This window comes from Vogesella sp. (assembly GCF_046297735.1).
Taxonomy (GTDB): Bacteria; Pseudomonadota; Gammaproteobacteria; order Burkholderiales; family Chromobacteriaceae; genus Vogesella; species Vogesella urethralis.
Genome location: NZ_JBKBHK010000002.1, coordinates 83220 through 109541 on the forward strand (window position 1 = coordinate 83220; position 26322 = coordinate 109541).

Consider the following 26322-nt stretch of genomic DNA (forward strand, 5'->3'; position numbering starts at 1 on the left):
GGGCGTGGAAAAGTACAATTTTGCACTGGAAGACGTCAGCGTCTATTCCAATGTGTTGAGTCTGCTAGCGCGACACCGCAAGGTAGCAGGACTGCACTTGGATTTTGGTTGCGGCCATGCTGCGATTGCCGCGAAAATCATGGAAGATGGCTGCCATTATATCGGTTTTGACAGTAATCACGATACCGTTGCCACCTTGCATCAGCGTGGTATTGAGGCGCATCTGCTTGATCTTTCTGATACGGAGGCGGTGAGGCGTGAAGTCGCCGCAGTTGTGGCCGGTCGCACGATTAGCTCGGTTAGTCTGCTTGATGTCATCGAGCATCTGCCGCAACCACAGCCTTTGTTGCACACCCTGCACAGCTTGCTGCCGGAGGACGCGGTGTTGGTGCTCAGCGTTCCCAATTTCAGCCATTTCGACGTGGCGGTGAAGTTGTTCCACGGGCGCTGGCATTACGCTAAGACTGGCTTACTGGACGATACCCACCACATTGTTTTTACCGAAGGCCACTTGACGCAGCTAATGCTGGTGACCGGTTGGCGGGCGTTGTCTGCTTGTGACTACAAGCTGGAAATTTCAGAGCAATATAACTTGGCGCCAGATTACCTACTTAATCGCGAGTTGGGCCTTGGTGGTCTGTTACGGGATTTGAGCGGGCGGCTGCGTCACTCCGCCGATACTTATCAGTTTGTCAGGGCATTCCGCAAGCAGGCTTTCCCTCAAGCCTTGCCAGTGCCTATCCCGGTTATACAGCCGGGGTTGTGTCTGTTGTTGTTGCTACCGCATGCGGAAGACCTAGCGGTTGCTCGCGCGTTTCTTCAGCAGCACGCTGCCCCGCTGCCTTGTGCAATTGTGGTTGGCGAGTCTGGTTTTGCATCTGAGCCACGACAGCAGATTTTTGCCCGTGAGGATCGTACCAATCTGGCAGCGTACTTGGCAGGTTTCAGCTATTTTGTCCCTGTCGACATGAGTATGGGCATTGCGGCCGCTACCTGCCTAGCACTGTGGCAGCAGCATGCGGTCCGCATCCACTCGCGGCCTGTATTCCGCTCTTCTCACAGTGATGATTTGCGGCTGCGCGACATGGCGGATCGGGGCATGTACCCGCTCGACTTGCAAGAAGGGTTGTTGTTTCCTTGTGAGTTGGCGGCAGACCCGCATTTTGACTTGAGTGCCTTGCTCGCTGGCCAGCGTGAGATGCTGGTGTTCACAGCGTTGCTGTGCGGTGTGGCGGATTTGCCGGCGTTTGTTAATCCGATGCCGCCTCGTGCCGAGGAAGAAACGTTGTGTCTGTGGCAGACGCTGTCATTGTCCCGCTTTCCATTATTGTTCCGCCTCATTCTACAGGGAGCCTGCTCGCGTTCTGTGCTTCGGGAGGCGCTACCTTCCGCTGAGTTACTTCAAGCATTGCAGTCTCTCGATGCTGCACTGAACCTGCTGAATCAGACCCTGGAAGCCAAAGAAAGCAGTCAGGAGCAGTGCCGCATTGCAGTGGAGGAGGGTCACTGGCTGCGTCAGCGTTATGCCATTGCTATCAATGACAAGGTTATGATCGAGCAACAACTGCAACGATGCGAGCAGCAATTGCAAGCTTTGGAGCAGGAGGCCGCATCGCAGCGCGAGCGTTATGCTAATGCTATTGATGACAAGCTTGCGGTCGAGCAGCAGCTGCAGCAATGCAAGCAGCAATTTCAGGCCTTGGAGCCGGAGGCAGCATGGCTGCGTGATGAGTTGTATCGTGTACACCATACCTTGTCTTGGCGCATTACCCGGCCGATACGCTTCGTGCGGCGTTTAATGGTTGAACCGCGTGACGTGGCTCGTCGCATCTATCAGCGTTTCCGAGGGCTAGTACAAGTCAGGATGCTGGCTCGTCATGCGTTGCAGAATGTGCGCAACGGCTTGTGGTATCTGGTGGACTCAGCTGACAACAGTAGACAACTGCGTGCGATGGCGATGCGGCGTGACGTGTCCTGGGACAGCCTTCAGCCGCAGCCGGTACAGGACTGGCCTGCCGTGGACATTACCGTCGTGGCCTACAATAATGCGCGCTGGCTGGATAATTTTCTGAAAAGTCTGGCTGCGCTCGACTATCCTCGTTCCCGATTATTCCTGCACTTGGTGGATAACGGCTCCGACGCCCAAAACTTGGCTTTGCTGCAGGCGGGCGTCCACGCTTATCAAGGGCAGTTCGGCGGTTTTACCTTGCGGCAACAACCTAACCTAGGTTTTGGTGCTGGGCATGACCTCGCGATATCCCAAGGTAGTGCAGACTACGTGCTAGTTAGCAATATGGACCTAGAGTTCGAGCCCGACGCCTTAAAGCAGGTTGTGCGTCAAGCGATGCATGATAGCGCTGGTCGTTATGCTTCATGGGAGTTGCGCCAGTTGCCTTACGAGCATCCCAAGCATTATGACCCCGTTACTTTGGAAGTCAGCTGGTCATCTCATGCTTGCATCCTAATGCGGCGTTATGCATACCAGCAGGTGGGGGGCTACGATGAACGCATCTTCATGTACTGCGAGGACGTGGAGCTATCCTATCGCTACCGTTCGCACGGCTATCTGCTGCAGTACTGCCCATCGGCAATCGTACATCACTTCAGCTATGAGAAGGCGGGCGAGGTCAAACCGGTGCAGTTTAGTGGCAGCACGCTGGGCAATGCCTACTTGCGCCTGCGTTACGGAGCGCTGAAAGACCGGCTGGCGATTGTGCCGCTGTATGCCGCCTTGCTGCTGGCACCCGCACCATACCATGGTGCCCGTCGTACCGTGCTGGGTAATATGCGCAAGATCGTGAGAAATTATCGCCACTTCCGTCGTGGTGCCGGCCCGGTGCGCGGTGTGTACCCTTTCCGTGCTTTCGATTACGAGATGGTTCGGGAAGGGGCGTTCCATACCGGTACCCGTTGCAGCAGTGGCCCCCGGGTCAGCGTCATTATGCGTACCTATCGCGATCGTCAGTACTTACTACAGCAAGCTATTCTCTCGGTGTTTAACCAGACTTACCAGAATATCGAACTGTTAGTCGTTGAGGATGGTGGGGACACTCACCGTGCACTTGTGACGCAACTGGCGGCCACTACCGGCCACACGATTGTGTATTTGGCCTGCGATAAGGTTGGCCGCTCGGTCACCGGTAACCGTGCCATGGCCGCAGCGAGCGGTGACTACATGATGTTTCTGGATGATGATGACCTGATTTATCCTGATCATGTTGAAACGCTGATGGCAGAGTTGTGCCGTGATCCTGCGCTGGATGGCGCCTATGCGTTGGCTACTCAGGTTTTTACCAATGTGGCGCCGGACAAACGCAGCTATGTAGAGGTAGAGTTCGATTGTCCCGCAACCTTCCATCAGCCGTTTGATTATGAGGTGCTACGTGACCATAACTTCCTGCCGATTCAGTCTGTGCTGTTCAAGCGCAGCATTTTCCTGGAGTGTGGCGGTTTTGAGGAAGACATGGACTACCTGGAAGACTGGAACCTGTGGTTGCGCTTCTGCCATGGCCGCCAGTTCAAGTATATTGCCAAAACCACTTCGCTGTTCCGCGTACCGGCGGACCTGGCGGTTAGACACGAGCGGCATATGCAGTTGCATGGTGCGTACGAGCAAGCCAAGGCACGAGCCTTGGCTCGTATTGAAAAGCTGAACTCATCGAAGGGTGTGGAGTGAAACTGCTGATCGCCGAAGACGATACCGTCCTGGCCGATGCGCTGCTGACGCGGCTGGATCGGCTGGGTTTTGCCACCACCCACGCGCCGGATGGCCTGCAGGCGCAGCAACTGCTGCTGGCGGAGGCCTTCGACGCCGTCATTCTCGATATCGGCCTGCCCGGCCTGGACGGTTTGCAGGTGCTGCGCAACGTGCGCGTGCACAAACCGGCTTTACCCATCCTCATCCTCACCGCGCTGGACAGCATGGAAGACCGCGTTGCCGGCCTGGATGCCGGCGCCGACGACTACCTGGTCAAACCATTCGAATTTCCCGAGCTGGAAGCGCGCATCCGCGCCCTGTTGCGTCGCCATCGCGTGGCCGAGGCGGTGCGGGATGAACTGCACTTTGCCGGCCTGCGCCTGGACCGTGCCGGCCAGCGCGTGTGGGCCGGCGAGCAGGCGCTGGACCTGTCGGCGCGCGAGCTGCAGCTGATGGATATTCTGATGAGCAATGGCGAACGCGTGGTGACCAAGGAGCAGATCGCCGGCGAGTTGGCCGCAGACGGCGAAGAGGTGGGTGTCAACGCGGTGGAAGTCTACGTGCATCGCCTGCGCAAGAAGCTGGATGGCAGCGGCGTCGGCATCCGCGCCGTACGCGGCCTCGGCTATTTGCTGGCCGCTACCGACGATCACTAAGCCGCCTGCCGCCGTGGCGGCTAACCTTGTATTCGCGAGAGTCTGCCATGCCCCGTCGCCGTGAACTGTCGCTGCGCCGTCAGCTGCTGATGTGGCTGCTGCTACCGCAACTGGTGTTGTGGCTGGCCGCCGCCTTTCTGGCCTACAACATGGCGCTGGCCTACACCAACGAGGTCATCGACCGCACGCTGGCCAAATCCAGCAGCGCGCTGGCGCGTCAGGTCAAACCGTTCGGCAACGGCTTTTACGTCGATTTTCCCAGCGCTGCCCGTGATATCCTGGAGCAAGACCCGGACGACCGTGTTCATTACATGGTGAGCTCGCCGCCTGAGGCGTTCCTGCTGGGCGAGCCGGCGATGCCGCGCCCGCCGGCCGGCACCCCGGCCAAAGCCGGTGACAGTTTTTTCTACAATGCGCGCATGAAAGGCAAGGAAGTGCGCGTCGCCGCCCAGTACCTGATGGCCGGTACCGCCGAGCGGCCGCAGCTGATGCTGGTGCAAGTGGCCAAAAGCCGGGCGCTGAACGCCGAGCTGGCGCGCAAAATCCTGGTCGACATGGGCCTGCCGTTGCTGGGCATGATGCTGCTGACCAGCGTGCTGGTGTGGGCCGGCATCAGCCGTGGCCTGTCGCCGCTGCGCAGCCTGCGGCGGCGGGTGGAAGACCGCAGCGCGCGTGATCTGGCCCCCATCGAAGTAGACAACGCGCCCAACGAAGTACGATCGCTGACTGCGGCCATCAATGCGCTGCTGGGCGAGGTGCACGCCCAGGTGGCGCAGCAGCGCCGCTTTATTGCCGACGCCGCCCACCAGTTGCGTACGCCGCTGGCCGGCCTGAAGTCGCAAACCGAGCTGGTACGCACCGAGCTGCGTGAAGCGCAGCCTGATCTGCCACGAGTCAGCCGGCAGCTGGCGCAGGTGGAAACCAGCGTCGCGCGCTCGATCCGGCTGGTAAACCAGCTGCTGGCGCTGGCCCGTGCCGAGCCGGAAGCCGGCCTCAGCTTGCAGCCGCTGGACTTTGCCCAGTTAGTACGCGAAGTGACCACCGAGGCCGTACCGCGTGCGTTGACGGCACGTATTGACCTCGGGTTGGAGGCGGAGCCCGGCAGCATGCTGGTCAGTGGTCACGCTGGCCTGCTGCGCGAGCTGCTGGCCAACCTGTTGGACAATGCCATCCAGTACACGCCAGCTGGCGGCGAAGTGACGGTATTGCTGCAGCGCCGTGGTCCCGGTTTACAGCTGACCGTGCGCGATAATGGGCCGGGTATTCCGCCTGCCGAGCGCGAGCGCGTGTTCGAGCGCTTCTACCGTGGCAGCGCCGAAGGCAAGGGCAAGGGCTGCGGCCTGGGCTTGGCCATCGTGCAGGAGATCGCCCGCCGTCACGGCAGCAGCCTGCAATTGACTGACACTCCGGGTGGCGGCCTCAGCGCCGTGCTACAACTGGCCTTGCTGCCGGACTGACAACTGCCCATAACGGGGCATCGTCGTGTAGTTGCCACATTACAGCGCGCCGCAATGGTGCGCTGCCGCATTGCTTGCATACCTTGTATCTGCTTGATTCAGCTGGATGTCATGTTGTGCTGCGGGCCAGGGTGGTGCAAAACTTACGTCTTCTTCACTTAAAACTTACACAACACTTACAGCTTGCGGCTATAGTTCAGCCAACTGCAGCGGCGCCAGGAGAGTGGCGCCCGTAGTTGACCACACAGAGCCGCCGGCAACCCTCAACGGCACGGCGGACAGATGCGACACAAACACGGAGATAAACATGAAGCTGAAGCGCCTGACCGCGGCCGTTCTCGCCGCCTCCCTGCTGCCCGCCGCTGCCTTTGCCGGTGACGTTGAAGTCCTGCACTGGTGGACTTCCGGTGGCGAGGCCAAATCCGCTGCCGAACTGAAAAAGATGATGACCGCCAAGGGTCACACCTGGAAAGATTTCGCCGTAGCCGGTGGTGGTGGTGACAACGCCATGACGGCGCTGAAAACCCGTGTTGTATCCGGCAACCCGCCGACCGCCGCCCAGATCAAAGGCCCGGCCATCCAGGAATGGGGTGCCGAAGGCGTGCTGGCTGATATCGATGCCGTGGCCAAAGCCGGCAACTGGGACAAACAGCTGCCCACCGTGGTCAGCAACGTGATGAAGTACAAAGGCAAGTACGTAGCCGCCCCGGTGAACGTACACCGCGTGAACTGGCTGTGGGTGAACCCGGAGGCGTTCAAGAAAGCCGGCGCTACCGTACCGAAAACCTGGCCGGAATTCTTTGCTGCCGCCGACAAGCTGCAAAAAGCCGGCATTCAGCCGATCGCTCATGGTGGCCAGCCGTGGCAAGACGCCACTCTGTTTGAATCGGTGGCGCTGGGTGTAGGTGGTGCCGACTACTACAACAAGGCCTTCGTGAAGCTGGATCGTGCCACCGTTGGCGGCCCCACCACCGTGAAGGTGTTCGAGACCATGGCCAAGATCAAGACCTACATTGACAAGGGCGCCGCTGGCCGCGACTGGAACCTGGCCACCGCCATGGTGATCAACGGCAAGGCCGGCATGCAGTTCATGGGTGACTGGGCCAAGGGCGAATTTACCGCCGCTGGCAAGGTACCGGGCAAAGACTTCATCTGTACCGATGCACCGGGCACCCAGAATGCCTTTACCTTCAACATCGACTCCATGGCCATGTTCCAGCAGAAGTCTCCGGCTGCGGTGAAAGCCCAGGCCGACCTGGCTGCCACCATCATGAGCCCGGCCTTCCAGGAAGTGTTCAACCTGAACAAGGGTTCCATCCCGGCGCGTCTGGATACCCCGATGGCCAAGTTTGACGTGTGTGCCAAGAAGTCCAGCTTTGACATGAACGCTGCGGCCAAGAGCAACAAGCTGGTGCCCAGCTTCGCGCACAAGATGGCCATGCCGTCGGCTACCGAAGGTGCCATGGTGGACGTGATCTCCCAGTTCATGAACTCCAACATGACCCCGGCTCAGGCTGCCGAGCGTCTGGCCAAGGCCAGCGCGGTACGCTAAGTGCCGCCACCCTGCCGCCGGTGCGGCAGCAGGGTGTTGCCTGAATTGTGTCACGACAGGCCGCCTGGCGGCCTGTAACCCGCCCCCCCATGTCCGTCGTCCGTCCCGTCATGCTGCATGCTTGCGGCAGGGCGGTGTGTTGCCGGCTGCCGGGCAAGCGGGCGTGTTTTCCCTAAACGAGACAGCAAGGAATCACACATGTCTGCCTCCGCATCGCAAGGCCGTCTCAGTGCACTGGCCGACCGCTGGCTGCCCAAGCTGGTGTTGTCGCCCACGTTGCTGGCGAGCCTGGTGTTCGTCTACGGCTTTATCGCCTTTACCGGCTGGCTATCCTTTACCGAATCCCGCCTGATGCCCCGCTTCGAGTGGGCCGGGCCGGTGCAATACCAAGCGCTGTTCGAAAACGAGCGCTGGTGGACCGCTGCGGCCAACCTTGGCATCTTCGGCGGCCTGTTCATCCTGATCTGCCTGCTGGTAGGCCTGCTGATGGCCATCCTGCTGGACCAGAAAATCCGCGCCGAAGGCGCACTGCGCACCATCTACCTGTACCCGATGGCGCTGTCCTTCGTGGTGACCGGTACCGCCTGGAAGTGGATGCTGAACCCGGACATGGGCCTGCAAAAGGTGATGAACGACCTGGGTTTTGCCAACTTCACTTTCGACTGGCTGGTGAACCCCGACATGGCCATCTACACCGTGGTGATTGCCGGTGTGTGGCAGAGCTCGGGCTTCGTGATGGCGCTGTTTCTGGCCGGTCTGCGCGGCATTGACGACTCGATCATCAAGGCCGCCCAGGTGGATGGCGCCAGCCTGCCCACCATCTACCGCCGCATCCTCATCCCCAGCCTGCGCCCGGTGTTCTTCAGCGTGCTGCTGATCCTGTCGCACATCGCCATCAAGAGCTTCGACCTGGTGATGGCGCTGACCGGTGGTGGCCCGGGTACCTCGTCCGACGTGCCGGCCATCTTCATGTACCAGTTTGCCTTTACCCGTGGCCAGCTGGGCCAGGGTGCCGCCTCGGCCATGATGATGCTGTTCACCATCGTCGCTGTGCTCGTACCGCTGATGTATCTGGAAACAAGGAGTGCCAAACGTGTTTAATTCTGCACAAAACACGGCTGCGCAGCCCGATAGCGGCGTTGCGCGCTGCTCGGGGTCTCGCCGTACTCCATGTACTGTCTCGACCCCTGCGCTGCGGGCGCCTGGCTCTCGAACTGCGCAGGCCGGTTTTATCCGTTTGCCAAACCTCACCGTTGGCCGCGCGCTGGTGTACGCCGCGCTGCTCCTGATGGCCATTTACTACCTGCTGCCGCTGTACGTGATGCTGACCACCTCGTTCAAGAGCCTGGACGACATCCGCGCCGGCAACATGCTGTCGCTGCCGCAAGCGTGGGAAGGCGGTGCCTGGGTCAAAGCCTGGGCCACGGCCTGCACCGGCGTGGAATGCAACGGTATGCAGGGCTTCTTCTGGAACTCCATCAAGATGACCGTGCCGGCAGTGCTGATCTCCACCTTGATTGGTGCCGTCAACGGCTACGTGGTGTCGATGTGGCGTTTCCGTGGGTCTGATGCGCTGTTCACCATGCTGCTGGTGGGCTGCTTCATCCCGTTCCAGGTGGTGCTGCTGCCGATGGCACAACTGCTGGGTACCCTCGGCATCGCCAACACCACCACCGGCCTGGTGCTGGTGCACGTGGTGTACGGTACCGCGTTTACCACGCTGTTCTTCCGTAACTTCTACATCACCGTGCCGGACGAGCTGGTGAAGGCGGCGCGCATCGACGGCGCCGGCTTCTGGACCATCTTCCTGCGCATCCTGCTGCCGATCTCGGGCCCCATCTTCGTGGTGTGCGTGATCTGGCAATTCACCCAGATCTGGAACGACTTCCTGTTCGGCGTGGTATTCGCCAGCGGCGAATCGCAGCCCATTACCGTGGCGCTGAACAATCTGGTGAACACCTCTACCGGGGTGAAGGAATACAACGTGGACATGGCCGCAGCCATCATTGCTGCGCTGCCGACTCTGTTTGTTTACATGGTTGCTGGCCGCTACTTCGTGCGTGGCCTGACAGCCGGTGCCGTGAAAGGTTAATGCGATGGCTGCACTTTCCATCAATAACGTCTGCAAGACTTACGCCAACGGCACCGACGTGCTGAAAGGCATCAATATCGCCATCGAAGACGGCCAGTTCCTGATTCTGGTGGGCCCGTCCGGCTGCGGCAAATCCACGCTGCTGAACATGATCGCCGGCCTCGACGACATCACCAGCGGCGATATCGAAATCGGCGGCAAACGGGTCAACGACCTGTCGCCGAAAGATCGCGACATCGCCATGGTGTTCCAGAGCTACGCGCTGTACCCGTCGATGACCGTGCGCCAGAACATCAGCTTCGGCCTGGAAATCCGCAAGGTGCCGCAGGCCGAGATCGACGCCACCGTTAACCGCGTGGCCGAGATGCTGCAGATCACCCACCTGCTGGACCGCAAGCCGGGCCAGATGTCCGGTGGCCAGCGTCAGCGCGTGGCCATGGGCCGTGCGCTGGCCCGCAACCCGTCCATCTTCCTGTTCGACGAGCCGCTGTCCAACCTGGACGCCAAGCTGCGCGTGGAGATGCGTACCGAAATCAAGCTGATGCACCTGCGCCTGAAGTCCACCATCGTGTACGTGACCCACGACCAGATCGAGGCCATGACGCTGGGCGACAAGATCGCGGTGATGAAAGACGGCATCGTGCAGCAGTTCGGTAGCCCGCAAGACATCTACGACAACCCGGCCAACCTGTTTGTGGCCAGCTTCATCGGCTCGCCGTCGATGAACTTCATCCCGGCCACCGTCATCCAGACCGGCGACAGTATCGGCGTGAAGATCTGCGACGACAAAGGCTGCGTGGTGCTGCCGCTGCCGCACGACAAGACCAAGCTGGCGCAGTTTGTCGGCCAGGAAGTGATCTTCGGCATCCGCCCGGAGCAGATCACCGACGCTCGCACCGCGCACCGCGAAGGCCTGCCGGTGATGAGCTGCCACATCGACGTGATCGAGCCTACCGGCCCGGACACCCTGGTATTCGTGTCGCTGAACAACACCAAAGTGTGCTGCCGTACCCACCCCACCGAAGCCAAGCGCCCGGGGCAGAGCATGGACCTGGTGTTCGACGTGTCCAAGGCGGTGCTGTTCGACCCGAAAACCGAAGCCCGGATCGTGTAATGACGGCGCTGGGCAAGCAAGGGTTGGCCGCATCGGGGCCGCTGCTATCACCGGTGGCGGCCGGCGTCTGGCGTCTGGACGAATGGGGATTTGACGACGCCGCGCTGGCCGCCTGGGTGGAGTACGCCCTGGCGCTGGGCATCACCACCTTCGACCACGCCGACCTGTACGGCGGCTTCACCTGTGAAGCGCTGTTCGGTCGCTGGCTGAAGGCCCACCCCTCGCGCCGCGACCACATCCAACTGGTCAGCAAGTGCGGCATCAAGCCGCCGATGGCTGAGCGCGGCTGGCAGGTAAAGCACTACGACACCTCGGCGGCGCACATCACCGCCAGTGTCGAGGCCTCGCTGCGCCACCTGGGCACCGACTACCTCGACCTGCTGCTGATCCACCGCCCCGACCCGCTATTGGATGCGGATGACGTGGCCGACACCTTCCGCCGCCTGTTCGAGGCCGGCAAGGTGCGCTACTTCGGCGTGTCCAATTTCACGCCGTCGCAGTACGCGCTGCTGGCCAGCCGTTTCCCGCTGGTGACCAACCAGGTGGAGGCCTCGCTGCTGCACCTGGACCCGCTGTTCGACGGCACCTTCGACCAGTGCCAGCAGCTGCGGGTGCGCCCGATGCTGTGGTCGCCGCTGGCCGGCGGCCGCCTGCTGGACGCGGCGGCCAACCCCGTGCTGCACGCTGCCCTGCAGCAAGTAGCTGGCGAGCGGGGCGTCAGCGTGGCCACGGTGGCGCTGGCCTGGCTGCTGCAGCAGCCGTGCAAGCCGCTGCCCATTATCGGCTCGCGCCGTCTGGCTTCGCTGGATGAGGCGGCGGCGGCCTGCCGGCTGGAGCTTGACCGCCAGCAGTGGTTTGCGCTGCTGCAGGCGGCACGCGGCCACGAGGTGGCCTGATTTTTCTGTTGTATCGTTGTGTTGTTGCGTTAGGCGGCCCCGCGTGGGCCGCTTTTTTTTATGGCGCTAGACAGCGGCCATGCCAGCCGCTTACGATGGCCCTTCCCCTGTGTCGGGGGAACGTCGCTCGGACGGTTCCGGGCGCTTACGTTGAAAGGTTTCCCATGTCGTCTACCGGCAAGCGCCGCTTTGCGCGCATCGATCGTCTCCCCCCTTACGTTTTCAACATCACCGCCGAACGCAAAATGGCTGCCCGCCGCCGTGGCGACGATATCGTCGACATGAGCATGGGCAACCCCGACGGGGCCACGCCGCCGCACATCGTGGCCAAGCTCACCGAAGCCGCGCAGCGGCCCGATACCCACGGTTACTCGGCGTCCAAGGGCATTCCGCGCCTGCGCCGCGCCATTGCGCGCTGGTACCAGCAGCGCTACGCGGTGGATATCGACCCGGACAGCGAGGCCATCGTCACCATCGGCTCCAAAGAAGGCCTGGCGCACCTGATGCTGGCCACGCTGGACCGTGGCGACACCGTGCTGGTGCCGGACCCGAGCTACCCCATCCACATCTACGGCGCGGTGATCGCCGGCGCCGACATCCGCAGCGTGCCGATGGTGCCGGGGGTGGACTTCTTTGCCGAGCTGGAAAAAACCATTCGCGGCAGCTACCCCAAGCCCAAGATGATCGTCATCGGCTTCCCGTCCAACCCCACCGCGCAGTGCGTGGAGCTGGACTTCTTCGAGCGCGTGATCGCGCTGGCCAAGAAGCACGACATCTTCGTGGTACACGACCTGGCCTACGCCGACATCGTGTTCGACGGCTGGAAAGCGCCGTCCATCATGCAGGTGCCGGGCGCCAAGGACATCGCGGTGGAGTTTTTCACCCTGTCCAAGAGCTACAACATGGCCGGCTGGCGCATCGGCTTCATGGTGGGCAACCCCGACCTGGTGGCCGCGCTGGCGCGCATCAAGAGCTACCACGACTACGGCACCTTCACCCCGCTGCAGATTGCCGCCATCGCCGCGCTGGAAGGCGACCAGCAATGCGTGCTCGACATTGCCGCCACCTACCAGAAGCGCCGCGACGTGCTGTACAAGGGGCTGATGGAGGCGGGCTGGCAGGTAGACCTGCCCAAGGCGTCGATGTACATCTGGGCGCGTATTCCCGAGCACTACCGTGAGTTGGGCTCGCTGGCGTTTGCCAACCTGCTGCTGGACAAGGCCAAGGTATCGGTGTCGCCGGGCGTGGGCTTTGGCGACTACGGCGACGAGTACGTGCGCTTTGCGCTGATCGAGAACGAAAGCCGCATCCGCCAGGCCATCCGCGGCATCAAGGCGATGTTCCGCGCCGACGGCTTGTTGCCACCGGCTTGAGCTGGTGCTGCCACCAGTAAAACGCCGCCCTCGGGGGCGGCGTTGTCACGTGCGGCCAACGTTGGCCGCATCAAACGCCCAGGCTCAGGAACGGGCCGCTCACTTCGTAGGTAATGCCGCCACTGCCGCTGCCGGTAGTGCCGCGTTGCGAACTGAAGTACAGCCGGCTGCCATCCGGGCTGAAGGCTACGCCAGTCAGTTCGGATCTGGGCTGGTTAACCAGTTGCAACACGGCTGCCGTTTTGCCGTTCTGACCCAACAGGCAGACCTGCATATTGCCGCCATCTTCAGCGACGTACAGCACGCCGTTTGACGCGGCAACCAGGTTGTCAACGCCATCCAGGATCGGGCTGGCGTGGCTGGCGGCGTCGTAGATTTTCTGTACCCGGTTATGTTTGACCTCCAGTGACCAGACGCAGTCGTCACCTTTGGTGGTGAAGTAAACCGTGCCCTCGTGCCACCAGCAGCCTTCACCCCCGTTGAAGCGGCGAGCGCCTGCCACCTGGTTGCGGGTACTGTCCCGGCTGCTGGTGGAGCGCGGTACCGGATAGGGCACGCGCTTCCAGGTCACCGTATCGGCGCTGGCGGTGCATGCTACTTCCAGCGTGCCACTGGCCAGGTTGCCGAATTGCGTCGGCACAAAGCGGTACAGGCAACCATCGGGTTTGTCTTCGGTAAGGTAGACGTAGCCGGTTTGCGGATCGACTGCGGCGGCTTCGTGCTCAAACAAGCCCATGGCATCGCGGCGTTGCGCCGCTTTTTTGCCTAGCGGGTCGCACTCGTACACACGGCCGCGCGACACTTCTTCACAAGACAGATAGGTACCCCAGGGCGTCATGCCGCCGGCACAGTTGCGACTGGTGCCGCTACAAATGCGATAGGCGTCAGTGATTTCGCCATGGCGATTGAAGACCAGTGCCGATGCGCCGCCTTGGCCTTTGTCGACTTCGCTGTTGCCGACATAAATCCAGCCACCTTCGGGGCGTGCCAGGGTGGCCCCGCCATCCGGTGTTGAATGCCAGGTGTAGTGGGTGCCGGCTACGCGCTGGCCGCTACGGGCAACGATACGCGAGGTAAAACCTTGTGGCAGGCGCACGCCATTGGCATCTGCGGCTTGCAGCGGGCCAACGGCGCGGCTGGGGCTGATTTTCAGCATGCTACCGTTGGCCGCTTGCAGATTGGGCGGTGTGGGTAGCAAGCCGGACGCCCAAGCTTGGTGTGTGGCGATACCTGCCAGGCTGGCTCCGCCCAGTGCGCGCAGCAGTTTGCGACGATCGGCATCAGGCTGATGGGATGGCTGACTCATGTACAGTTTCTCTGTGGTGGTGGGTAAAAATGGGGTGATGGCCTACACCTAGCGCTATTCGCCTGCGTTTCGCGACTGCAACACGGTACTTCTGAGCAGCTCACGGAAACGTACTTCGGGAAACCAGGCTTGGTTGGCGATTGCCATTTGTTGCCAGGCGGTATTGCCGGAAACCGACAGGGGGTGGAAGTACAGCGCACCGCCGGGCTGCTGCCGGGCGGTGACAAAGTAGGCATCGGTTTCTTCGACGTGAGTCCAGTGCTGGGCTGCAAGGCCTCCCGGCAGGGTATTCAGGCTCTGTTGCAGGGCCCGCGCCAGGTTGACCATGCCCAATCGCCCGGCTTCGGCCTGGCCGTCATGTTCAAGTTCGACTTGTAGCAGGCCTGCTACCTGCTGCTGTTCGCTAACCAGAAATTGCCAGCGTTGCGCGGGCTGGCTGAGTTGCGCGATCGGGTCTTGGCTGCTTATCAGCCTGTCGCTGTCTAGTGCGTGCAGTGCCAGCGCTGGGCCAAGCTTTGCTGCTGGGCGTTGCAGTTGCAGGTTTTCGCTGGCGATCTGCTTCAGGCTGGTCCAGTGCGTTAGCTCAGCAGGGCGCGTTTCCACTGCAAGCGGCATTCTGGTATGCGGGCCGGTACGGCCACTTGGCCATACGTGGCTGTCTGCATTGGGCAATAGCCTACGATTGTGGTCGACATCGTATGTGATGGCATGCTGTTGCTCACTGGGTTGAACCGCCGGCGCTATCAACAGATACACAACAAGTAGCACTATTGCGGCAATGAGTGCCCATCTGGCATGAGGGGTGACCATCGCAGTCTGCCTGTGAGGGAAATGGCGAAGACCCCAAGCTAGTCAGCCTGTGTGACGATCAGGTGAATCTGTTAGCGAAAGCTAATGGTTATGATCACAACATCTTATAGATATGTTGTTTTGAGGCTACCGGGCAACGGGTCTTATGTATGCGCTGCCCGATGGCACAGGTGCACTTTGCCTAGCCCTGGCGGTCGGCCGGGTGGTTGACGCCGTCGTTTACCGGGATATCGCCCAGCAGATAGGGGTTCACCCCGTCCAGACAGCCGACGTTGTAGCCGTATTCGTCCGGATGCGAGCGGCGCTGGTGGTGGGTGTAGATGCCGCATACCGAGCAGAAGTAGTGCTTGGCGGTGTGGGTATTGAACTGGTACAGCCGCAGCAGCTCGGCGCCTTGCTCGATGCGGATGCCGTCCAGCTTTACCGACGCCACGATGGCGCCCTTGCGGCGGCAGATCGAGCAATCGCAGCGGCGCGGGCGTTCAATGCCGTTGGGCAGCGTCAGCGCCAGCACCACGCCGCCGCAGTGGCAGCGCGCGGTATGCACCGGCTGGATCAGGGTGTCGCCTACTTGCTTGATCATGACGCATGCTCCTGTGGCTAAAGCGCCAGTATCGGCTGCGGCCAAGGCTTTGTCATGCACGCGGCGGCCAACGTTGGCCGCAGGCTTAGAACAGCTGCGGCTGGGTGTCGCCAAAGCGGCTGCGCTGTTCGTGCGCCAGCAGCCAGGCTTTGCGCTGCAGGCCGCCGCCGTAGCCGGTCAGGCTGCCGTCTTTGCCGATGACGCGGTGGCAGGGCACGATGATGGCGACGCGGTTGGCACCGTTGGCGCCTGCGACGGCGCGGATGGCGGCCGGTTTCCCCAGGCGGTCGGCCTGCTGCTGGTAGCTGACGGTATCGCCGTAGGGAATGGTTTGCAGCGCCTGCCATACCTGTTGCTGGAAGGCGGTGCCGGGCAGGTGCAGCGCCACGTCGAAGCGCTGGCGGCTGCCGGCAAAATACTCGCCGATTTCGCGCTCGGTCTGGCGCGTGTGCTCGTTTTCGCCGGCCACGATGCGGCAGCCCAGCAGCCGTTGCAGGTCGGCAAACTCGCGTTCCTTACGCTGGCTGACGGCAAACTCCAGCAGGCAGACGCCCTGTTCGCTGGTGCAGACAAACATCGGCCCCAGCGGGCTGTGAAAACGGTGTAACACCAGGGTGTGGGGAGCAGGCATTGGTCGTATTGGGGCTGGCATGGCTGCTTAGTGTAGCGTGGTTCCGTGGGTATGTAGCGCTGTGCGTGTGTTTTGATACAAAGCGACAGCATGCCTTGCATGCTGCTGGGCTAGTCTGTTTGTTACCGGCGCACGGGGTGCCGGGTCAGCATGGAGGTGCACATCATGAGTATTTCCGGCATGTCGGCAGCAGCATCCACCATTTACGCCGGCTACAGCAATATCGGCACCGGTGTCGGCAAGATTGCCGACGGTGCTAGCGATATCGCAGGTGGCGTGGTGGATATCGGCAGTGGCATCGTCAGTGGTATCGAGGAGGCAGGCGATACCGTGGTGGAGGCGTTTTCTGTCAGTGGCGAGGCAATCAGCAAGGCGGTAGGCAGTGCCATTGACCTGATTGTGTAGGGCCCAGGCCGGGCCTTGAGCCAGCCCGGCCGGTAGTAGTAGCAAAGTAGCATGCTGTGTTGAGTTGTTATGTACCTTGGGCCGGTAGCCCGACAGTGTCATGCCTTGTGCATGGTGGTGATCGGAAAATACCGGCTGTTTTTTTGCCGTTCCTTGCCTAAGCTCACTGAGAGTCGCTAAGAAAACTGCGCGGCCAGGCCTCGCTGGCCCGGCGGTTTTGTTAGCGGCTTCTGTATAGGCCCATCACGACAAGGAGACCGATCATGCAGGTGGCAGAGCTATTCGATAAGGCATCCGGCAAGCTGCCGATGGTGCCCAAGGTAGTGCAGGAGCTGATTGCCAGCTTTAGCGACAACAATGTCAATATGGACGACGTGGCCGACAAGGTGGCGCATGATCAGGTGCTGAGCGCCCGTGTGCTGCGGCTGGCCAATACCGCGCGCTTTGGCGGTAGCCGCAAGATCGGCTCGCTGGAAGACGCGGTAGTGATTCTGGGGTTTGACAACCTGCGGGTACTGGTGATCGCCTCTGGTGTCAGCGGCGCCACGGCCAACATTCCCGGTTTCGACATGAAGGCGTTTTGGGGCCGCAGTTTTGAGATGGCCAATACCAGCAAGGCGCTGGCCAAGCTGGCAGGGCTGGAGCCACAGCTGGGGTATACCTGTGGCCTGATGTCGAATATCGGCGAGTTGGTGCTGCATGTGGCCGAGCCGGAAAAAGCGGTGCAGATCGACCGCGTGGTCGATGGTGGGGCCGACCGCCTGGCTACCGAGCGCATGGTGCTGGGCATGGATCTGACCGAAGTCGGTGCCGAGCTGGCCCGGCGCTGGAACTTCCCCGATGCCATCCAGGACGCCATCCGTAACCAGCACAATCTGGTGCCGCCGGCCGATGCGTCGCCGTACGCGCTGCTGATCGGCCTGGCATCGTACATCGTGGCCGGTTTCAACCGCGGGATGAGCGAGCAGGACATGCTGGAAACGGTACCGCAGCGCGTGGTGTCAGCGTTGAACATCAGCGCCGAGCAGCTGGAAGGCGCCATCGGTCACCTGAAGGAAATGAGTACCCAGATCGACAGCCTGCTGTAGGCGCTGTCCGGCAGAAAAAACAAGGCCCCGCATCGCGGGGCCTTGTGCATTCTCAAGCTGGCTGCTCGGCGTTGTCCGCCGGCGGTGTCTTGCGCGAAATCACCGCCACAAAGCGGCATTCCAGCTCCAGAATCAGCTCGTCGATGCGGATGATCTGCAGCTGGATGCGGTCGCCGTTTTCCAGCTCCGGCAGGCCGGCAATGCGCAGGCGCAGCGGCACGCCGTCGATGCGTACCAGGTCTTCCTTGATGAAGGTGGCGGTCGGCTCGGTGACGCCTTCCTGGCTGAACCAGCGCAGGCACCAGAAGTGCTCCATCTTGTCCTGGAAGCCCAGGTAGGCGCTGTAGGCGGCGTCGAAGTCGCGCAGCAGCGCAAACAGCATGGCATCGCCTTGCGCGTACTGCGGGTCTTCGCCGCGGATCATCGCTACCAGCTGGCGCTGGTTCACAAAGTCGGACGCACGGCGCAGCGGCGAGGTGCTCCACGCGTACTGTGCTACGCCCAGGCCGATATGCGGCTCGGGGCGGGTGGTCATGCGTACCTTGCCCATGCTTTGCGCACGGTACATGGCCGGGATGTCGGCTTCGGCCAGCATGCGGCCCCACTCGCTGTTGGCCAGGATCATCAGCTCGGAAACCAGCTTGTCCATCGGCGAACCGCGCTTGCGGATGGTGATGCGCACCTTGCCGTCTTCTACGGCAAAGTTGTAGTCCACCTGCGGCGGGCGGTTCGGGTCCGGCGTCTTGCCGCGGAAGGCTTCGCGGGCGTTGGCAAACTGCCACAGCCAGACCAGCTCGCGCTTGAACGCGTAGTCGGGGCCGAAGCCGGGTGCGGCCAACGTGTCTTCGTTGAACACCTGCTCCAGCTGATCGTGGCGCAGGTTGGCCGCAATGTGCACGCGCTCGACGCGGTTTTCGAAATCCACCAGCTCGAAGGCCGGGCTCACTTCCACGTACAGGCTCAGTGCAGGGCAAGCCTGGCCTTCCTGCAGCGTGAACTGTGCCACCACGTCGTCGGGCAGCATGGTGATCTTGTCGCCGGGGAAGTACACGGTAGACAGGCGCTGGTGCACGATCTTTTCCAGATCGCTACCCGGCGCAATGCCCAGCGTGGGCGCGGCAATGTGGATGCCGACGCGGATATTGCCGTTGTCCAGCCACTGTACCGACAGCGCATCGTCGATTTCGGTGGTGGCGGCGTCGTCAATGGAGAACGCCTGTACCTCGGCCAGCGGCAGCGCCTCCGGCAGGGTGGCGGGGGCATAGTTGCCAAACCCCAGCCCTTTGGGGAAGTGCTCCATCTGGAAGCCGGCCATCAGGTAGGCCGGTACCGACGGAATGCCACCCACTTTGTCGGCCAGGCGCAGCGGCGGCAGGCTGGTGGCGCGGCTGGCCTGGTCGAAGGCCTTGTATTCCAGCGTGTTCTTGTCCGGGCGGTACAGGATGGCCATCAGGTGGCTGCGGATGGCGTCCGGTAGCGTACCGGCGGCCAGCTCGGCGGCCCAGGCGTCGATCTGTTCCTGTTCGCGCTTTTTGCGCTCGATACCGGCCAGCGCGGCTTTCAGCGTGTCTTCCGGTGCAGCCTTGAAGCGGCCCTTGGCCTTCTTGTAGAAGTACATCGGCGCGGCGTACAGGCGCAGCAGGATGGCCGCGTTTTCCAGCGCATTGGGGGCGTGGCCAAAGTAGTCGGCGGCCAAGGTGTCGAAACCGAATTCGTCGTCGCCGCAACATTCCCACAGGAAGTCGACGTCGATGTCTGCGGCAATGGCTTCAGCCGCTGGCAGAAAGTCCTGCAAGGCGCTGCTGAACTCCAGGAACACGTTAGCCGCCTTCAATTTGGTGCGTTTGCCGTGCTGGGTGTCGATTTGCAGGCTGGCGTCAGCGCGGGACACCACGCTGCCTACCTTGAAGCTGCCGCTTTCTTCGTAAAAGACGTTCATACTGCCTCTGGCGGGACCGGGGCTGCCCCGAGCTATCAATGAAACGGAAGATTATAACAGCAGCCTGCGTCATACCGCTTTACTGCCGGTATACTGCGAGCGTTTGTATAAATGTTCATTTAACATAACCATGTCTGCTCAGACGCTTCCGCAAACCCTGCTGGGCTTGTCCCAGGAAATGGACCACGTTGGCCGCCAGCTGCTGGATCGCTGGGACCCGGAACTGGCCCGTCGTTTTACTGCCCTCAGTCAGTGTTTGCAGGGCGTGGCCGAGCAGGCCGCCGCTGATGAGCTGTTGCGTGCCAACGAAGAGCTGGCTACGCAGTTGCGTGCTTGGGTCAAGCGCCGTCGGGCGCCCGATGACGTGCTGGGTTTGCGCCAGCAACTGTCGCTGGTGACACAGTTGGCCAGCATGCCGGCTCCGCCCAAAAGCCAGGCCACGGCCTTGTCGCCCAGGCAGAGTCATCGCTTGTTCTTGTGGGCTGGCGAGCGCGAGATGGATGACTATCTGATCGAGCAGCTGGCCTGCTTTGGTTACCGGCTTGACGTGTTCCGTGACGCCTTGCAACTGCAGCAGGCTTTGCGTCAGCACACGCCGGGAGCCTTGATCGTGTACAGCGACTTTGTTGGTGACGAGGTGCTGTTCCCTGCCGGCAACCCGTTGCCTTGCCCCCTGCTGTACGCCAGTCCACGTCGTGATTTCGAAGCCAGGCTGAAGGCAGTGCGTCATGGCGGGCAGGGTTATCTGAACTGGCCGCTGAGCATACGCGAGTTGCTGGACGCGCTGGCGGTGCCACAGCCACAAGACCGCCGTAACCCGCTGCGTGTGTTGCTGATCGAGGACATGGGTTCGCTGGCCGGGCTGTATTCGGCAGTGCTAGGGCAGCACGGCATCCTCACCGAGCAAGTGACACGTCCCAGCCAGGCGCTGGAAGCAATCGAGCGTTTTCGCCCCGACCTCATCCTGATGGACATGTACATGCCGGAGTGCGACGGCAAGGATCTGGCGCGCATCATCCGCCAGCAAGGCCTGATGGACGGTATACCCATCATTTTCCTGTCGATGGAAAAACGGCAGGACATCCAGCTGGACACGCTGGCGCTGGGGGTGGATGGTTACCTCACCAAGCCGGTGTCCAGCGACGAGCTGGTCGTCACCGTTACCACCCGCGCCCGCCGCTACCGCAAGCTGCGGTCCTACATCAGCACCGACAGTCTTACCGGCCTGCTGAACCACACCCACCTGTTTGCGCGGCTGGAGTACGAGTTTGCCCGTGCCCAGCGCGAACGGCTGCCGCTGGCGATGGTGATGCTGGACCTGGACCACTTCAAGCGCATCAACGACAACTACGGCCACCAGGCGGGCGACGAGGTGCTGGTTAACCTGGCGCGCTTCCTGCGCGAGCGCCTGCGTCGCAGCGACCTGATCGGCCGCTACGGCGGCGAGGAGTTTGCGCTGGTGTTGCCGGGCATGACGGTGGACCAGGCTTACCGGCTGATGGAGGAAATTCGTGCTGATTTCGAGCGCCTTGATCAGCAATCGCCTCGAGGTCGTTTTCGCCAGACTTTCAGCGCTGGCGTCTGCGGTGTGGACGGTGTGCCGGATGTGGTGGCGCTGGTGCAACGCGCTGACGCCATGCTGTACCGCGCCAAGGAGCTGGGCCGTAATCTGGTTGTGGCGTGGAGTGCCGAGCAGCAGGACCGTTTGCCTGCCGCCTTGCCCCGCATGCCTTAGTGTGTCGGCCAGTAGCAAGCAACAAGGGCGCCTGCGGCGCCCTTGTTGCTTGCTACAGCGGCCAACCTTATACCGGGTCGGCCAGGTACATGCGTACGTTGTGGTCGTCCAGCAGCTTCTTCAGGCTTTCCGGCGGCATGGCGTCGGTAAAGATGGCGTTGAACTCGCTGATATGGCCCATGCGCACCAGCGCATTGCGGCCGAACTTGCTGTGGTCGGCGGCCAGGAAACGATGGCGGGCGTTGTTCATCATCGCCTGCGCCACGCGCACTTCGCGGTAGTCGAAGTCCAGCAGCGAACCGTCAGTCTCTATGCCCGACACACCGATGATGGCGTAGTCCACCTTGAACTGGTTGATGAAGTCCAGCGTGGCCACGCCGGTAATGCCGCCGTCGGAGGCGCGTACCACGCCCGAGGTGATCATCACCGTGAAGTCGGGGTTGGCCGACATGATCGACGCCACGTGGATGTTGTTGGTGATGACGCGCAAGCCCTTGTGGCTGGCGGTCAGCGCCTGCGCCACCGCTTCGATGGTGGTGCCGATGCTCATGAACAGCGAGGCATGGTCGGGAATGTTTTCCGCGATCATGTCGGCAATGTGCGCTTTCTCGCTTTGCAGCTTGCCCTTGCGCGAGAAGTAATCCTCGTTCTCCACGCTGTTACCCAGCGCCGCGCCACCGTGATAACGGCGTAGCAGGTTGGCCTCGCACAGCTGGTTGATGTCGCGGCGGATGGTCTGTGGCGTCACGTCCAGAATGCGCGCCAGCTCCTCGATGGGCATAAAGCCATTCTCGCGCACCAACTGCAGGATTTTGTCGTGTCTAGGTGATCGGCTCATGGGGCTAAGTTCGGAATCGAAAATTACCTCGAGTCTTTAACATATTTTTGCTGCATACGGCAACTTTGCCTTGTCATAAACGAATACTTGCGGTGAAAAAGCGCCAGTACGTCGCGTGCTTGTTGCAGCGGCATTGACAAGGCAAGCCAAGCTGCGGGCGTAAAAAAACCTGCCCAGCGTGGCCGGACAGGTTGCAGAGTCGATGCTGCCTTCCCTGCGCGCTACAGCTGCGGCCGGCCGGTGGCCATGCGGCCCACCGCCAGCCTGCCGCAGTCGCCGCAGGCCGCAGACAATCAGAAGTTGTACTTGATGGTGGTGATCAGCGCGCGCTGGTAAGTGGCGGAGCCCAGCTTCTGGTCGGCGTAGCGGTAGGTCAGGCCACCGGTCACGCTCTTGGTAGCGTTCCACCACAGCGACACGGCGCCGTTATTGGCCAGTTTGCGGGCATTCACTACCTTGCCGTCCTTGGCCATGGCCAGGTAGCGGTCTTCACGGTCGAATTCGATTTCGTGCCACTGGGTCACCATCAGGTCCTGACCGGCGGCCTTGAACGGGAAGCCCAGTACCCAGCCGGCCATCATGCCGTTGCGGTGTGCGCCAACACCCTGTTTGAATTCCTGGTGCGCGCCCAGGAACGGCTTCACCCACAGGTTGCCGGCGGAGAAGCTGGTGCCCAGACCCAGTACGCGGTTCTGGTCGTAGAACTTGCCTTCACGGAAGTCGTATACGTGGGCGTAAGCCTGTACCGGCAGGTTGCCGATTTGGGCCACATTCACGCGGGCGACCACTTTGGAAGCGTAGCGACGGTTCTGGCCACCTTGCTCGCGGGTGTTCTGATCCGGGTTCTCGATATCGACGAAACCGTACACATCGCCCCAGTTGCCGCCCATGCCGCCTTCGGCTTCCAGGTAGGCGAAGTCGGCCTTGCCGCCGAACGGGCCCTTGTTGGTGCGGTCCTGGGTGTTGGACGACCAGTCCAGCCAGTTGGCGCTGACGTTGCTGAAGGTGTAATCGGCGTGTGCGAAGCCGGCACAGGAAGCCAGTGCCAGGGCGATCAGAGTAGTGCGAGTTGTCATGTTGTTCTGCTGCTAAGTCGTTAAAAAAGCAAACCGTTTTGCTGCTGATGCCGGCGGGTAGCCGGTTGGCGGCAAAACGGGGACGCGGAGCATAGCAGAAAGCGGGCGCGATGCGCAGTCAAACACCCGTTTAGGACAAATGCTGTGTGATTCCTGCACGATCGCCGTCATAACATGACGATGGCTCATGATTTTTGCATGAGTCTTACTCGCCGGCCACCGGCCAGCCGTAACGGCGCAAATCGATACGGCCGTTGCGGCCAACCTCGACGCCGTCTTCTTCCAGCAGCAGGCGCTGGTAATCCGCTTGCGGCGTGCCGGGGCGGGCAATGTGGCCACTGCTGCTAACCACGCGAAACCACGGCCAGCCGGCGCCGTCGGGCGCGCTGGCCAGCAGCTTGCCCACGTGGCGGGCGTGGCGCGGGTAGCCGGCTAGCGCCGCCAGTACGCCGTAGCTGCTGACCCGCCCCGGCGGGATGGCCAGCAGTTGCGCCAGCACGGCGTTTGTGAAGGCGGCGTCCATCAGCCGTAGCGGCGGTCGGCCACGAACGGGTTGCTGCGGCGCTCGTCGCCAATGGTAGTGAACGGGCCGTGGCCGGGCACCACGGTCATGTCATCCGGCAGCGCGAACAGCTTGCTGCGGATGGCGTCGATCAGTTGCTCGTGGTTGCCCATCGGGAAGTCGGTGCGGCCGATACTGCCCTGGAACAGTACGTCGCCGACGATACAGACGTTGGCCGCACGGCTAACGAACACCACATGGCCAGGGGTATGGCCCGGGCAGTGCAGGACTTCCAGTTGTTGCTGGCCGACGGTGACACTGTCGCCCTCGTGCAGCCAGCGTTCCGGCGTCAACGGCTCGGCCCGCGGAAAGCCGAACATGGTGCCCTGGCTGGGCAGCTGGTCAAGCCAGAAGCTTTCGGCCGGATGCGGCCCTTCAATGGCCACGCCCAGCGCATCTGCCAGCTCGCGTGCGGCGCCAGCGTGATCGATATGACCGTGGGTGAGCAGCAGCTTTTCTACCGTCAGCCCTTGGGCATCGATGAATGCGCGGATGCGGGCGATGTCGCCACCGGCATCGATCACCGCCGCCTGACGCGTTGCATCGCACCAGATCACCGAACAGTTCTGCTGGAAGGGTGTGACTGGAATGACCTTTAGTTGTAAAGCCATGGTTATAGAATCCTGGTGGATTTAAGGTGTATGAAATTTTGACAGCGCGCAGCGGTCGGCAAAAGTGCTTTTGTTGCTTGCCGCCAGCGAGGGAAACGGGGATGCTACCGACAGCAATCACCGCATTACTGTATTCATCATGCCCGATTTTTCCGAGAAAAAGCCGTATTTACTGCAGCACCGGCGCCGTTTCATGCTGGTCTTGGGTATTCTGCTGTTGGCTGAAATCCTGTTTCATCTGCTGTGGTTGCCGTGGTTGCCGCAGAGCTGGCTGTTCAGCGTCGGGGGCCTGGCTGAGCTGACGGTACTCGCCATCATCGTGTTGATGTTCTGGGGTGCCCAGCGCGAACCCTTACCCGACGCCGCCTATAACTGGCTGACTTGTGGCCTCAGCCTGTGGCTGGTCAGCGCGGTGGCCGACATCATGGATGAAGTAGTGGAACAGCCGCGCTGGCTGTCGGCTTTTGGCGAAGACCTGATGCGGGTATTCGGCATGGTGCTGGTAGCGGGCGGTGTGTTCAGCCTGATGCGCCACGCTCGCCGTGTGCACCAGCAGCTGCAAAGCCTGGCCAATACCGACGAGCTGACCGGGCTGTTCAATCGCCGCCATTTCAATCGGCTGGGGGCAGACATGCAGCGCCATGGTCTGGCTTTGCTGCTACTCGATCTTGATCACTTCAAACAGGTAAACGACACTTTCGGCCATAGCGTGGGCGATGAAGTATTGCAGGAGCTTGGTCGTATTCTCAGCCTGCATTGTCCGCCAGGGGGGTATCCGGCACGTTTGGGTGGCGAGGAGTTTGCTGTGCTGCTGCCGGCGATGACGGCGGGCAGGCTGCATGACCTGGCCGAGCAAATACGCTTGGCGGTAGCGGCAATGTGCATCAAGCCCGGGGTGCGGCTGACTACCAGTGTCGGCATGGGGTGCCTGCGCAGTGGCGAAACGCTGGAGCAGCTGCAGCAACGTACCGACCGCGCCTTGTACCGCGCCAAGGCATTGGGCCGCAATCGCAGCGAGTGGGCGGATTGACGGCACTGCTACAATAGCGGCAACCCCTATTTGCGGAAGCCGTCATGAGCCTGATCCCCGAAATCAAACCGCAGCAGTCGATCGAACTGCTGAAAGAGCTGCACATCCTTACCCGCGACGGCAAGATCAACCAGGATACCCGCCGCAAACTGAAGCAGGTGTACCACCTGTACCAGTTCATCGAGCCGCTGATGGCGGACGTGCTGGCGCAGAAAGGCAGCCTGAGCCTGGCCGACCACGGCGCCGGCAAGTCTTACCTCGGTTTCATCCTGTACGACCTGTTCCTGAAGGACAAAGCCGACGCCACCGTTTACGGTGTGGAAACGCGGCAGGACCTGGTGGACAAGTCGGTCGAGCTGGCTAACCGGCTGGGTTTTGCCGGCATGCAGTTCCTGAACCTGACCGTCGAGCAGTCCATCACCTCCGATGCCTTGCCGGCCCAGGTCGACATCATCACCGCGCTGCACGCGTGCAATACCGCCACCGACGACGCCATTCGCTTTGCGCTAGCCAAGGACGCCCGTTACATCGTGCTGGTACCGTGCTGCCAGGCCGAAGTGGCCGCCGTCCTGCGCCAGAAAAAGAACGAGACTTTCGGCAAGACGCCGCTGTCCGAGCTGTGGCGCCACCCCATCCATACCCGCGAGTTCGGCAGCCAGCTCACCAATGTATTGCGCTGTCTGCAGCTGGAGGCGCGCGGCTATCAGGTGACCGTTACCGAGCTGGTAGGCTGGGAACACTCGATGAAAAACGAGCTGATCATTGCCAAGAAGGTAGGCGGCGGCAAGAAGAGTGCCCGCGAACGTCAGGAAGCGATCCTGCGCGAGCTGAACCTGGAAGCACTGCGCGAACGCTTCGCCTACTGAGCCCG

The 26322-nt window shown here is 61.6% G+C and carries 23 protein-coding genes; 14 read left to right on the forward strand and 9 right to left on the reverse strand.

Annotated features, from left to right (window positions below; genetic code table 11):
- The first annotated feature begins 4 nt into the window (after positions 1 to 4).
- The 9 genes from ACK4FZ_RS02985 (at position 5) to alaC (ending at position 12837) form a co-directional block, all read left to right on the forward strand.
- Complete coding sequence (locus tag ACK4FZ_RS02985; RefSeq protein ID WP_409818233.1) at positions 5 to 3676, forward strand: glycosyltransferase; 3672 nt, start codon at positions 5 to 7, stop codon at positions 3674 to 3676.
- Positions 3673 to 4353 (forward strand): response regulator transcription factor, encoded by a 681-nt coding sequence (locus tag ACK4FZ_RS02990; RefSeq protein WP_409818234.1) that lies wholly within the window; start codon positions 3673 to 3675, stop codon positions 4351 to 4353. Before ACK4FZ_RS02985 ends, ACK4FZ_RS02990 begins: the two co-directional genes overlap by 4 nt.
- Before the next feature lie 47 nt (positions 4354 to 4400).
- Positions 4401 to 5810 (forward strand): sensor histidine kinase N-terminal domain-containing protein, encoded by a 1410-nt coding sequence (locus ACK4FZ_RS02995; protein WP_409818235.1) that lies wholly within the window; start codon positions 4401 to 4403, stop codon positions 5808 to 5810.
- Positions 5811 to 6117: 307 nt separating this feature from the next.
- Positions 6118 to 7362, forward strand: coding sequence for an ABC transporter substrate-binding protein (locus tag ACK4FZ_RS03000; RefSeq protein ID WP_409818236.1), 1245 nt, complete (start codon positions 6118 to 6120; stop codon positions 7360 to 7362).
- A 198-nt stretch (positions 7363 to 7560) separates the two neighbouring features.
- On the forward strand, positions 7561 to 8463 hold the full coding sequence (locus ACK4FZ_RS03005; protein ID WP_144370919.1) for a carbohydrate ABC transporter permease: 903 nt from the start codon (positions 7561 to 7563) through the stop codon (positions 8461 to 8463).
- 187 nt (positions 8464 to 8650) lie between these two features.
- Positions 8651 to 9454, forward strand: a complete 804-nt coding sequence (locus ACK4FZ_RS03010) for a carbohydrate ABC transporter permease (RefSeq protein WP_409818435.1) — start codon at positions 8651 to 8653, stop codon at positions 9452 to 9454.
- Positions 9455 to 9458: 4 nt separating this feature from the next.
- Positions 9459 to 10568, forward strand: coding sequence for an ABC transporter ATP-binding protein (locus ACK4FZ_RS03015; RefSeq protein WP_409818237.1), 1110 nt, complete (start codon positions 9459 to 9461; stop codon positions 10566 to 10568).
- Entirely contained in the window at positions 10568 to 11464 is an 897-nt protein-coding gene (locus tag ACK4FZ_RS03020; RefSeq protein ID WP_409818238.1) for an aldo/keto reductase family oxidoreductase, read from the forward strand. Before ACK4FZ_RS03015 ends, ACK4FZ_RS03020 begins: the two co-directional genes overlap by 1 nt.
- A gap of 164 nt (positions 11465 to 11628) precedes the next feature.
- The gene (alaC, locus tag ACK4FZ_RS03025; RefSeq protein ID WP_409818239.1) at positions 11629 to 12837 is read left to right on the forward strand and encodes an alanine transaminase; all 1209 of its coding nucleotides are present in this window, start codon (positions 11629 to 11631) and stop codon (positions 12835 to 12837) included.
- A 70-nt stretch (positions 12838 to 12907) separates the two neighbouring features.
- On the opposite strand, the gene ACK4FZ_RS03030 is transcribed toward alaC, so the two are convergent.
- The 4 genes from ACK4FZ_RS03030 to ACK4FZ_RS03045 all read right to left on the reverse strand — a co-directional run bounded on the left by ACK4FZ_RS03030 (position 12908) and on the right by ACK4FZ_RS03045 (position 16167).
- Positions 12908 to 14143 (reverse strand): alkaline phosphatase PhoX, encoded by a 1236-nt coding sequence (locus ACK4FZ_RS03030; RefSeq protein ID WP_409818240.1) that lies wholly within the window; start codon positions 14141 to 14143, stop codon positions 12908 to 12910.
- 54 nt (positions 14144 to 14197) lie between these two features.
- Positions 14198 to 14953, reverse strand: a complete 756-nt coding sequence (locus tag ACK4FZ_RS03035; RefSeq protein ID WP_409818241.1) for a hypothetical protein — start codon at positions 14951 to 14953, stop codon at positions 14198 to 14200.
- A 181-nt stretch (positions 14954 to 15134) separates the two neighbouring features.
- On the reverse strand, positions 15135 to 15536 hold the full coding sequence (locus ACK4FZ_RS03040) for a GFA family protein (protein ID WP_409818242.1): 402 nt from the start codon (positions 15534 to 15536) through the stop codon (positions 15135 to 15137).
- A gap of 85 nt (positions 15537 to 15621) precedes the next feature.
- Positions 15622 to 16167: a methylated-DNA--[protein]-cysteine S-methyltransferase gene (locus ACK4FZ_RS03045; RefSeq protein ID WP_409818243.1), complete on the reverse strand. Its 546-nt coding sequence runs from the start codon at positions 16165 to 16167 to the stop codon at positions 15622 to 15624.
- Between the two features lie 165 nt (positions 16168 to 16332).
- Between ACK4FZ_RS03045 and ACK4FZ_RS03050 the strand changes: the two genes are divergently transcribed.
- Positions 16333 to 16572 (forward strand): hypothetical protein, encoded by a 240-nt coding sequence (locus tag ACK4FZ_RS03050; RefSeq protein ID WP_409818244.1) that lies wholly within the window; start codon positions 16333 to 16335, stop codon positions 16570 to 16572.
- A 263-nt stretch (positions 16573 to 16835) separates the two neighbouring features.
- Positions 16836 to 17660, forward strand: coding sequence for an HDOD domain-containing protein (locus tag ACK4FZ_RS03055; protein WP_409818245.1), 825 nt, complete (start codon positions 16836 to 16838; stop codon positions 17658 to 17660).
- Positions 17661 to 17712: 52 nt separating this feature from the next.
- On the opposite strand, the gene ACK4FZ_RS03060 is transcribed toward ACK4FZ_RS03055, so the two are convergent.
- Positions 17713 to 19599 (reverse strand): ribonuclease catalytic domain-containing protein, encoded by a 1887-nt coding sequence (locus ACK4FZ_RS03060; protein ID WP_409818246.1) that lies wholly within the window; start codon positions 19597 to 19599, stop codon positions 17713 to 17715.
- 130 nt (positions 19600 to 19729) lie between these two features.
- Between ACK4FZ_RS03060 and ACK4FZ_RS03065 the strand changes: the two genes are divergently transcribed.
- The gene (locus ACK4FZ_RS03065; RefSeq protein WP_409818247.1) at positions 19730 to 21334 is read left to right on the forward strand and encodes a diguanylate cyclase; all 1605 of its coding nucleotides are present in this window, start codon (positions 19730 to 19732) and stop codon (positions 21332 to 21334) included.
- Between the two features lie 67 nt (positions 21335 to 21401).
- On the opposite strand, the gene ACK4FZ_RS03070 is transcribed toward ACK4FZ_RS03065, so the two are convergent.
- From ACK4FZ_RS03070 to ACK4FZ_RS03085, 4 genes are all read right to left on the reverse strand, one after another.
- Positions 21402 to 22172 (reverse strand): DeoR/GlpR family DNA-binding transcription regulator, encoded by a 771-nt coding sequence (locus ACK4FZ_RS03070; protein ID WP_144370930.1) that lies wholly within the window; start codon positions 22170 to 22172, stop codon positions 21402 to 21404.
- Between the two features lie 293 nt (positions 22173 to 22465).
- The gene (locus ACK4FZ_RS03075; protein ID WP_409818248.1) at positions 22466 to 23248 is read right to left on the reverse strand and encodes an outer membrane protein OmpK; all 783 of its coding nucleotides are present in this window, start codon (positions 23246 to 23248) and stop codon (positions 22466 to 22468) included.
- Positions 23249 to 23453: 205 nt separating this feature from the next.
- On the reverse strand, positions 23454 to 23771 hold the full coding sequence (locus ACK4FZ_RS03080; RefSeq protein WP_409818249.1) for an MGMT family protein: 318 nt from the start codon (positions 23769 to 23771) through the stop codon (positions 23454 to 23456).
- Positions 23771 to 24421: an MBL fold metallo-hydrolase gene (locus tag ACK4FZ_RS03085; protein ID WP_144370933.1), complete on the reverse strand. Its 651-nt coding sequence runs from the start codon at positions 24419 to 24421 to the stop codon at positions 23771 to 23773. Before ACK4FZ_RS03085 ends, ACK4FZ_RS03080 begins: the two co-directional genes overlap by 1 nt.
- A 139-nt stretch (positions 24422 to 24560) precedes the next feature.
- Between ACK4FZ_RS03085 and ACK4FZ_RS03090 the strand changes: the two genes are divergently transcribed.
- A complete protein-coding gene (locus ACK4FZ_RS03090; RefSeq protein ID WP_409818250.1) occupies positions 24561 to 25451 on the forward strand; it encodes a GGDEF domain-containing protein in 891 nt (296 codons plus the stop codon).
- Positions 25452 to 25495: 44 nt separating this feature from the next.
- Positions 25496 to 26317, forward strand: coding sequence for a class I SAM-dependent methyltransferase (locus ACK4FZ_RS03095; protein ID WP_144370935.1), 822 nt, complete (start codon positions 25496 to 25498; stop codon positions 26315 to 26317).
- The last annotated feature ends 5 nt before the right edge of the window (positions 26318 to 26322 follow it).

Excerpts from the sequence above, each read along its gene's own strand:
- ACK4FZ_RS03045 (WP_409818243.1), bottom strand. The coding sequence starts at position 16,167 with ATGCCTGCTCCCCACACCCTGGTGTTACACCGTTTTCACAGCCCGCTG.
- ACK4FZ_RS02995 (WP_409818235.1), top strand. The coding sequence starts at position 4,401 with ATGCCCCGTCGCCGTGAACTGTCGCTGCGCCGTCAGCTGCTGATGTGG.
- ACK4FZ_RS03095 (WP_144370935.1), top strand. The coding sequence starts at position 25,496 with ATGAGCCTGATCCCCGAAATCAAACCGCAGCAGTCGATCGAACTGCTG.
- ACK4FZ_RS03070 (WP_144370930.1), bottom strand. The coding sequence starts at position 22,172 with ATGAGCCGATCACCTAGACACGACAAAATCCTGCAGTTGGTGCGCGAG.
- ACK4FZ_RS03085 (WP_144370933.1), bottom strand. The coding sequence starts at position 24,421 with ATGGCTTTACAACTAAAGGTCATTCCAGTCACACCCTTCCAGCAGAAC.
- ACK4FZ_RS03080 (WP_409818249.1), bottom strand. The coding sequence starts at position 23,771 with ATGGACGCCGCCTTCACAAACGCCGTGCTGGCGCAACTGCTGGCCATC.
- ACK4FZ_RS03060 (WP_409818246.1), bottom strand. The coding sequence starts at position 19,599 with ATGAACGTCTTTTACGAAGAAAGCGGCAGCTTCAAGGTAGGCAGCGTG.
- ACK4FZ_RS03020 (WP_409818238.1), top strand. The coding sequence starts at position 10,568 with ATGACGGCGCTGGGCAAGCAAGGGTTGGCCGCATCGGGGCCGCTGCTA.
- ACK4FZ_RS03030 (WP_409818240.1), bottom strand. The coding sequence starts at position 14,143 with ATGAGTCAGCCATCCCATCAGCCTGATGCCGATCGTCGCAAACTGCTG.
- ACK4FZ_RS03055 (WP_409818245.1), top strand. The coding sequence starts at position 16,836 with ATGCAGGTGGCAGAGCTATTCGATAAGGCATCCGGCAAGCTGCCGATG.
- ACK4FZ_RS03005 (WP_144370919.1), top strand. The coding sequence starts at position 7,561 with ATGTCTGCCTCCGCATCGCAAGGCCGTCTCAGTGCACTGGCCGACCGC.
- ACK4FZ_RS03040 (WP_409818242.1), bottom strand. The coding sequence starts at position 15,536 with ATGATCAAGCAAGTAGGCGACACCCTGATCCAGCCGGTGCATACCGCG.
- ACK4FZ_RS03075 (WP_409818248.1), bottom strand. The coding sequence starts at position 23,248 with ATGACAACTCGCACTACTCTGATCGCCCTGGCACTGGCTTCCTGTGCC.
- ACK4FZ_RS03050 (WP_409818244.1), top strand. The coding sequence starts at position 16,333 with ATGAGTATTTCCGGCATGTCGGCAGCAGCATCCACCATTTACGCCGGC.
- ACK4FZ_RS03035 (WP_409818241.1), bottom strand. The coding sequence starts at position 14,953 with ATGGTCACCCCTCATGCCAGATGGGCACTCATTGCCGCAATAGTGCTA.
- ACK4FZ_RS03090 (WP_409818250.1), top strand. The coding sequence starts at position 24,561 with ATGCCCGATTTTTCCGAGAAAAAGCCGTATTTACTGCAGCACCGGCGC.
- ACK4FZ_RS03065 (WP_409818247.1), top strand. The coding sequence starts at position 19,730 with ATGTCTGCTCAGACGCTTCCGCAAACCCTGCTGGGCTTGTCCCAGGAA.
- ACK4FZ_RS03000 (WP_409818236.1), top strand. The coding sequence starts at position 6,118 with ATGAAGCTGAAGCGCCTGACCGCGGCCGTTCTCGCCGCCTCCCTGCTG.
- ACK4FZ_RS03015 (WP_409818237.1), top strand. The coding sequence starts at position 9,459 with ATGGCTGCACTTTCCATCAATAACGTCTGCAAGACTTACGCCAACGGC.
- alaC (WP_409818239.1), top strand. The coding sequence starts at position 11,629 with ATGTCGTCTACCGGCAAGCGCCGCTTTGCGCGCATCGATCGTCTCCCC.
- ACK4FZ_RS03010 (WP_409818435.1), top strand. The coding sequence starts at position 8,651 with ATGGCCATTTACTACCTGCTGCCGCTGTACGTGATGCTGACCACCTCG.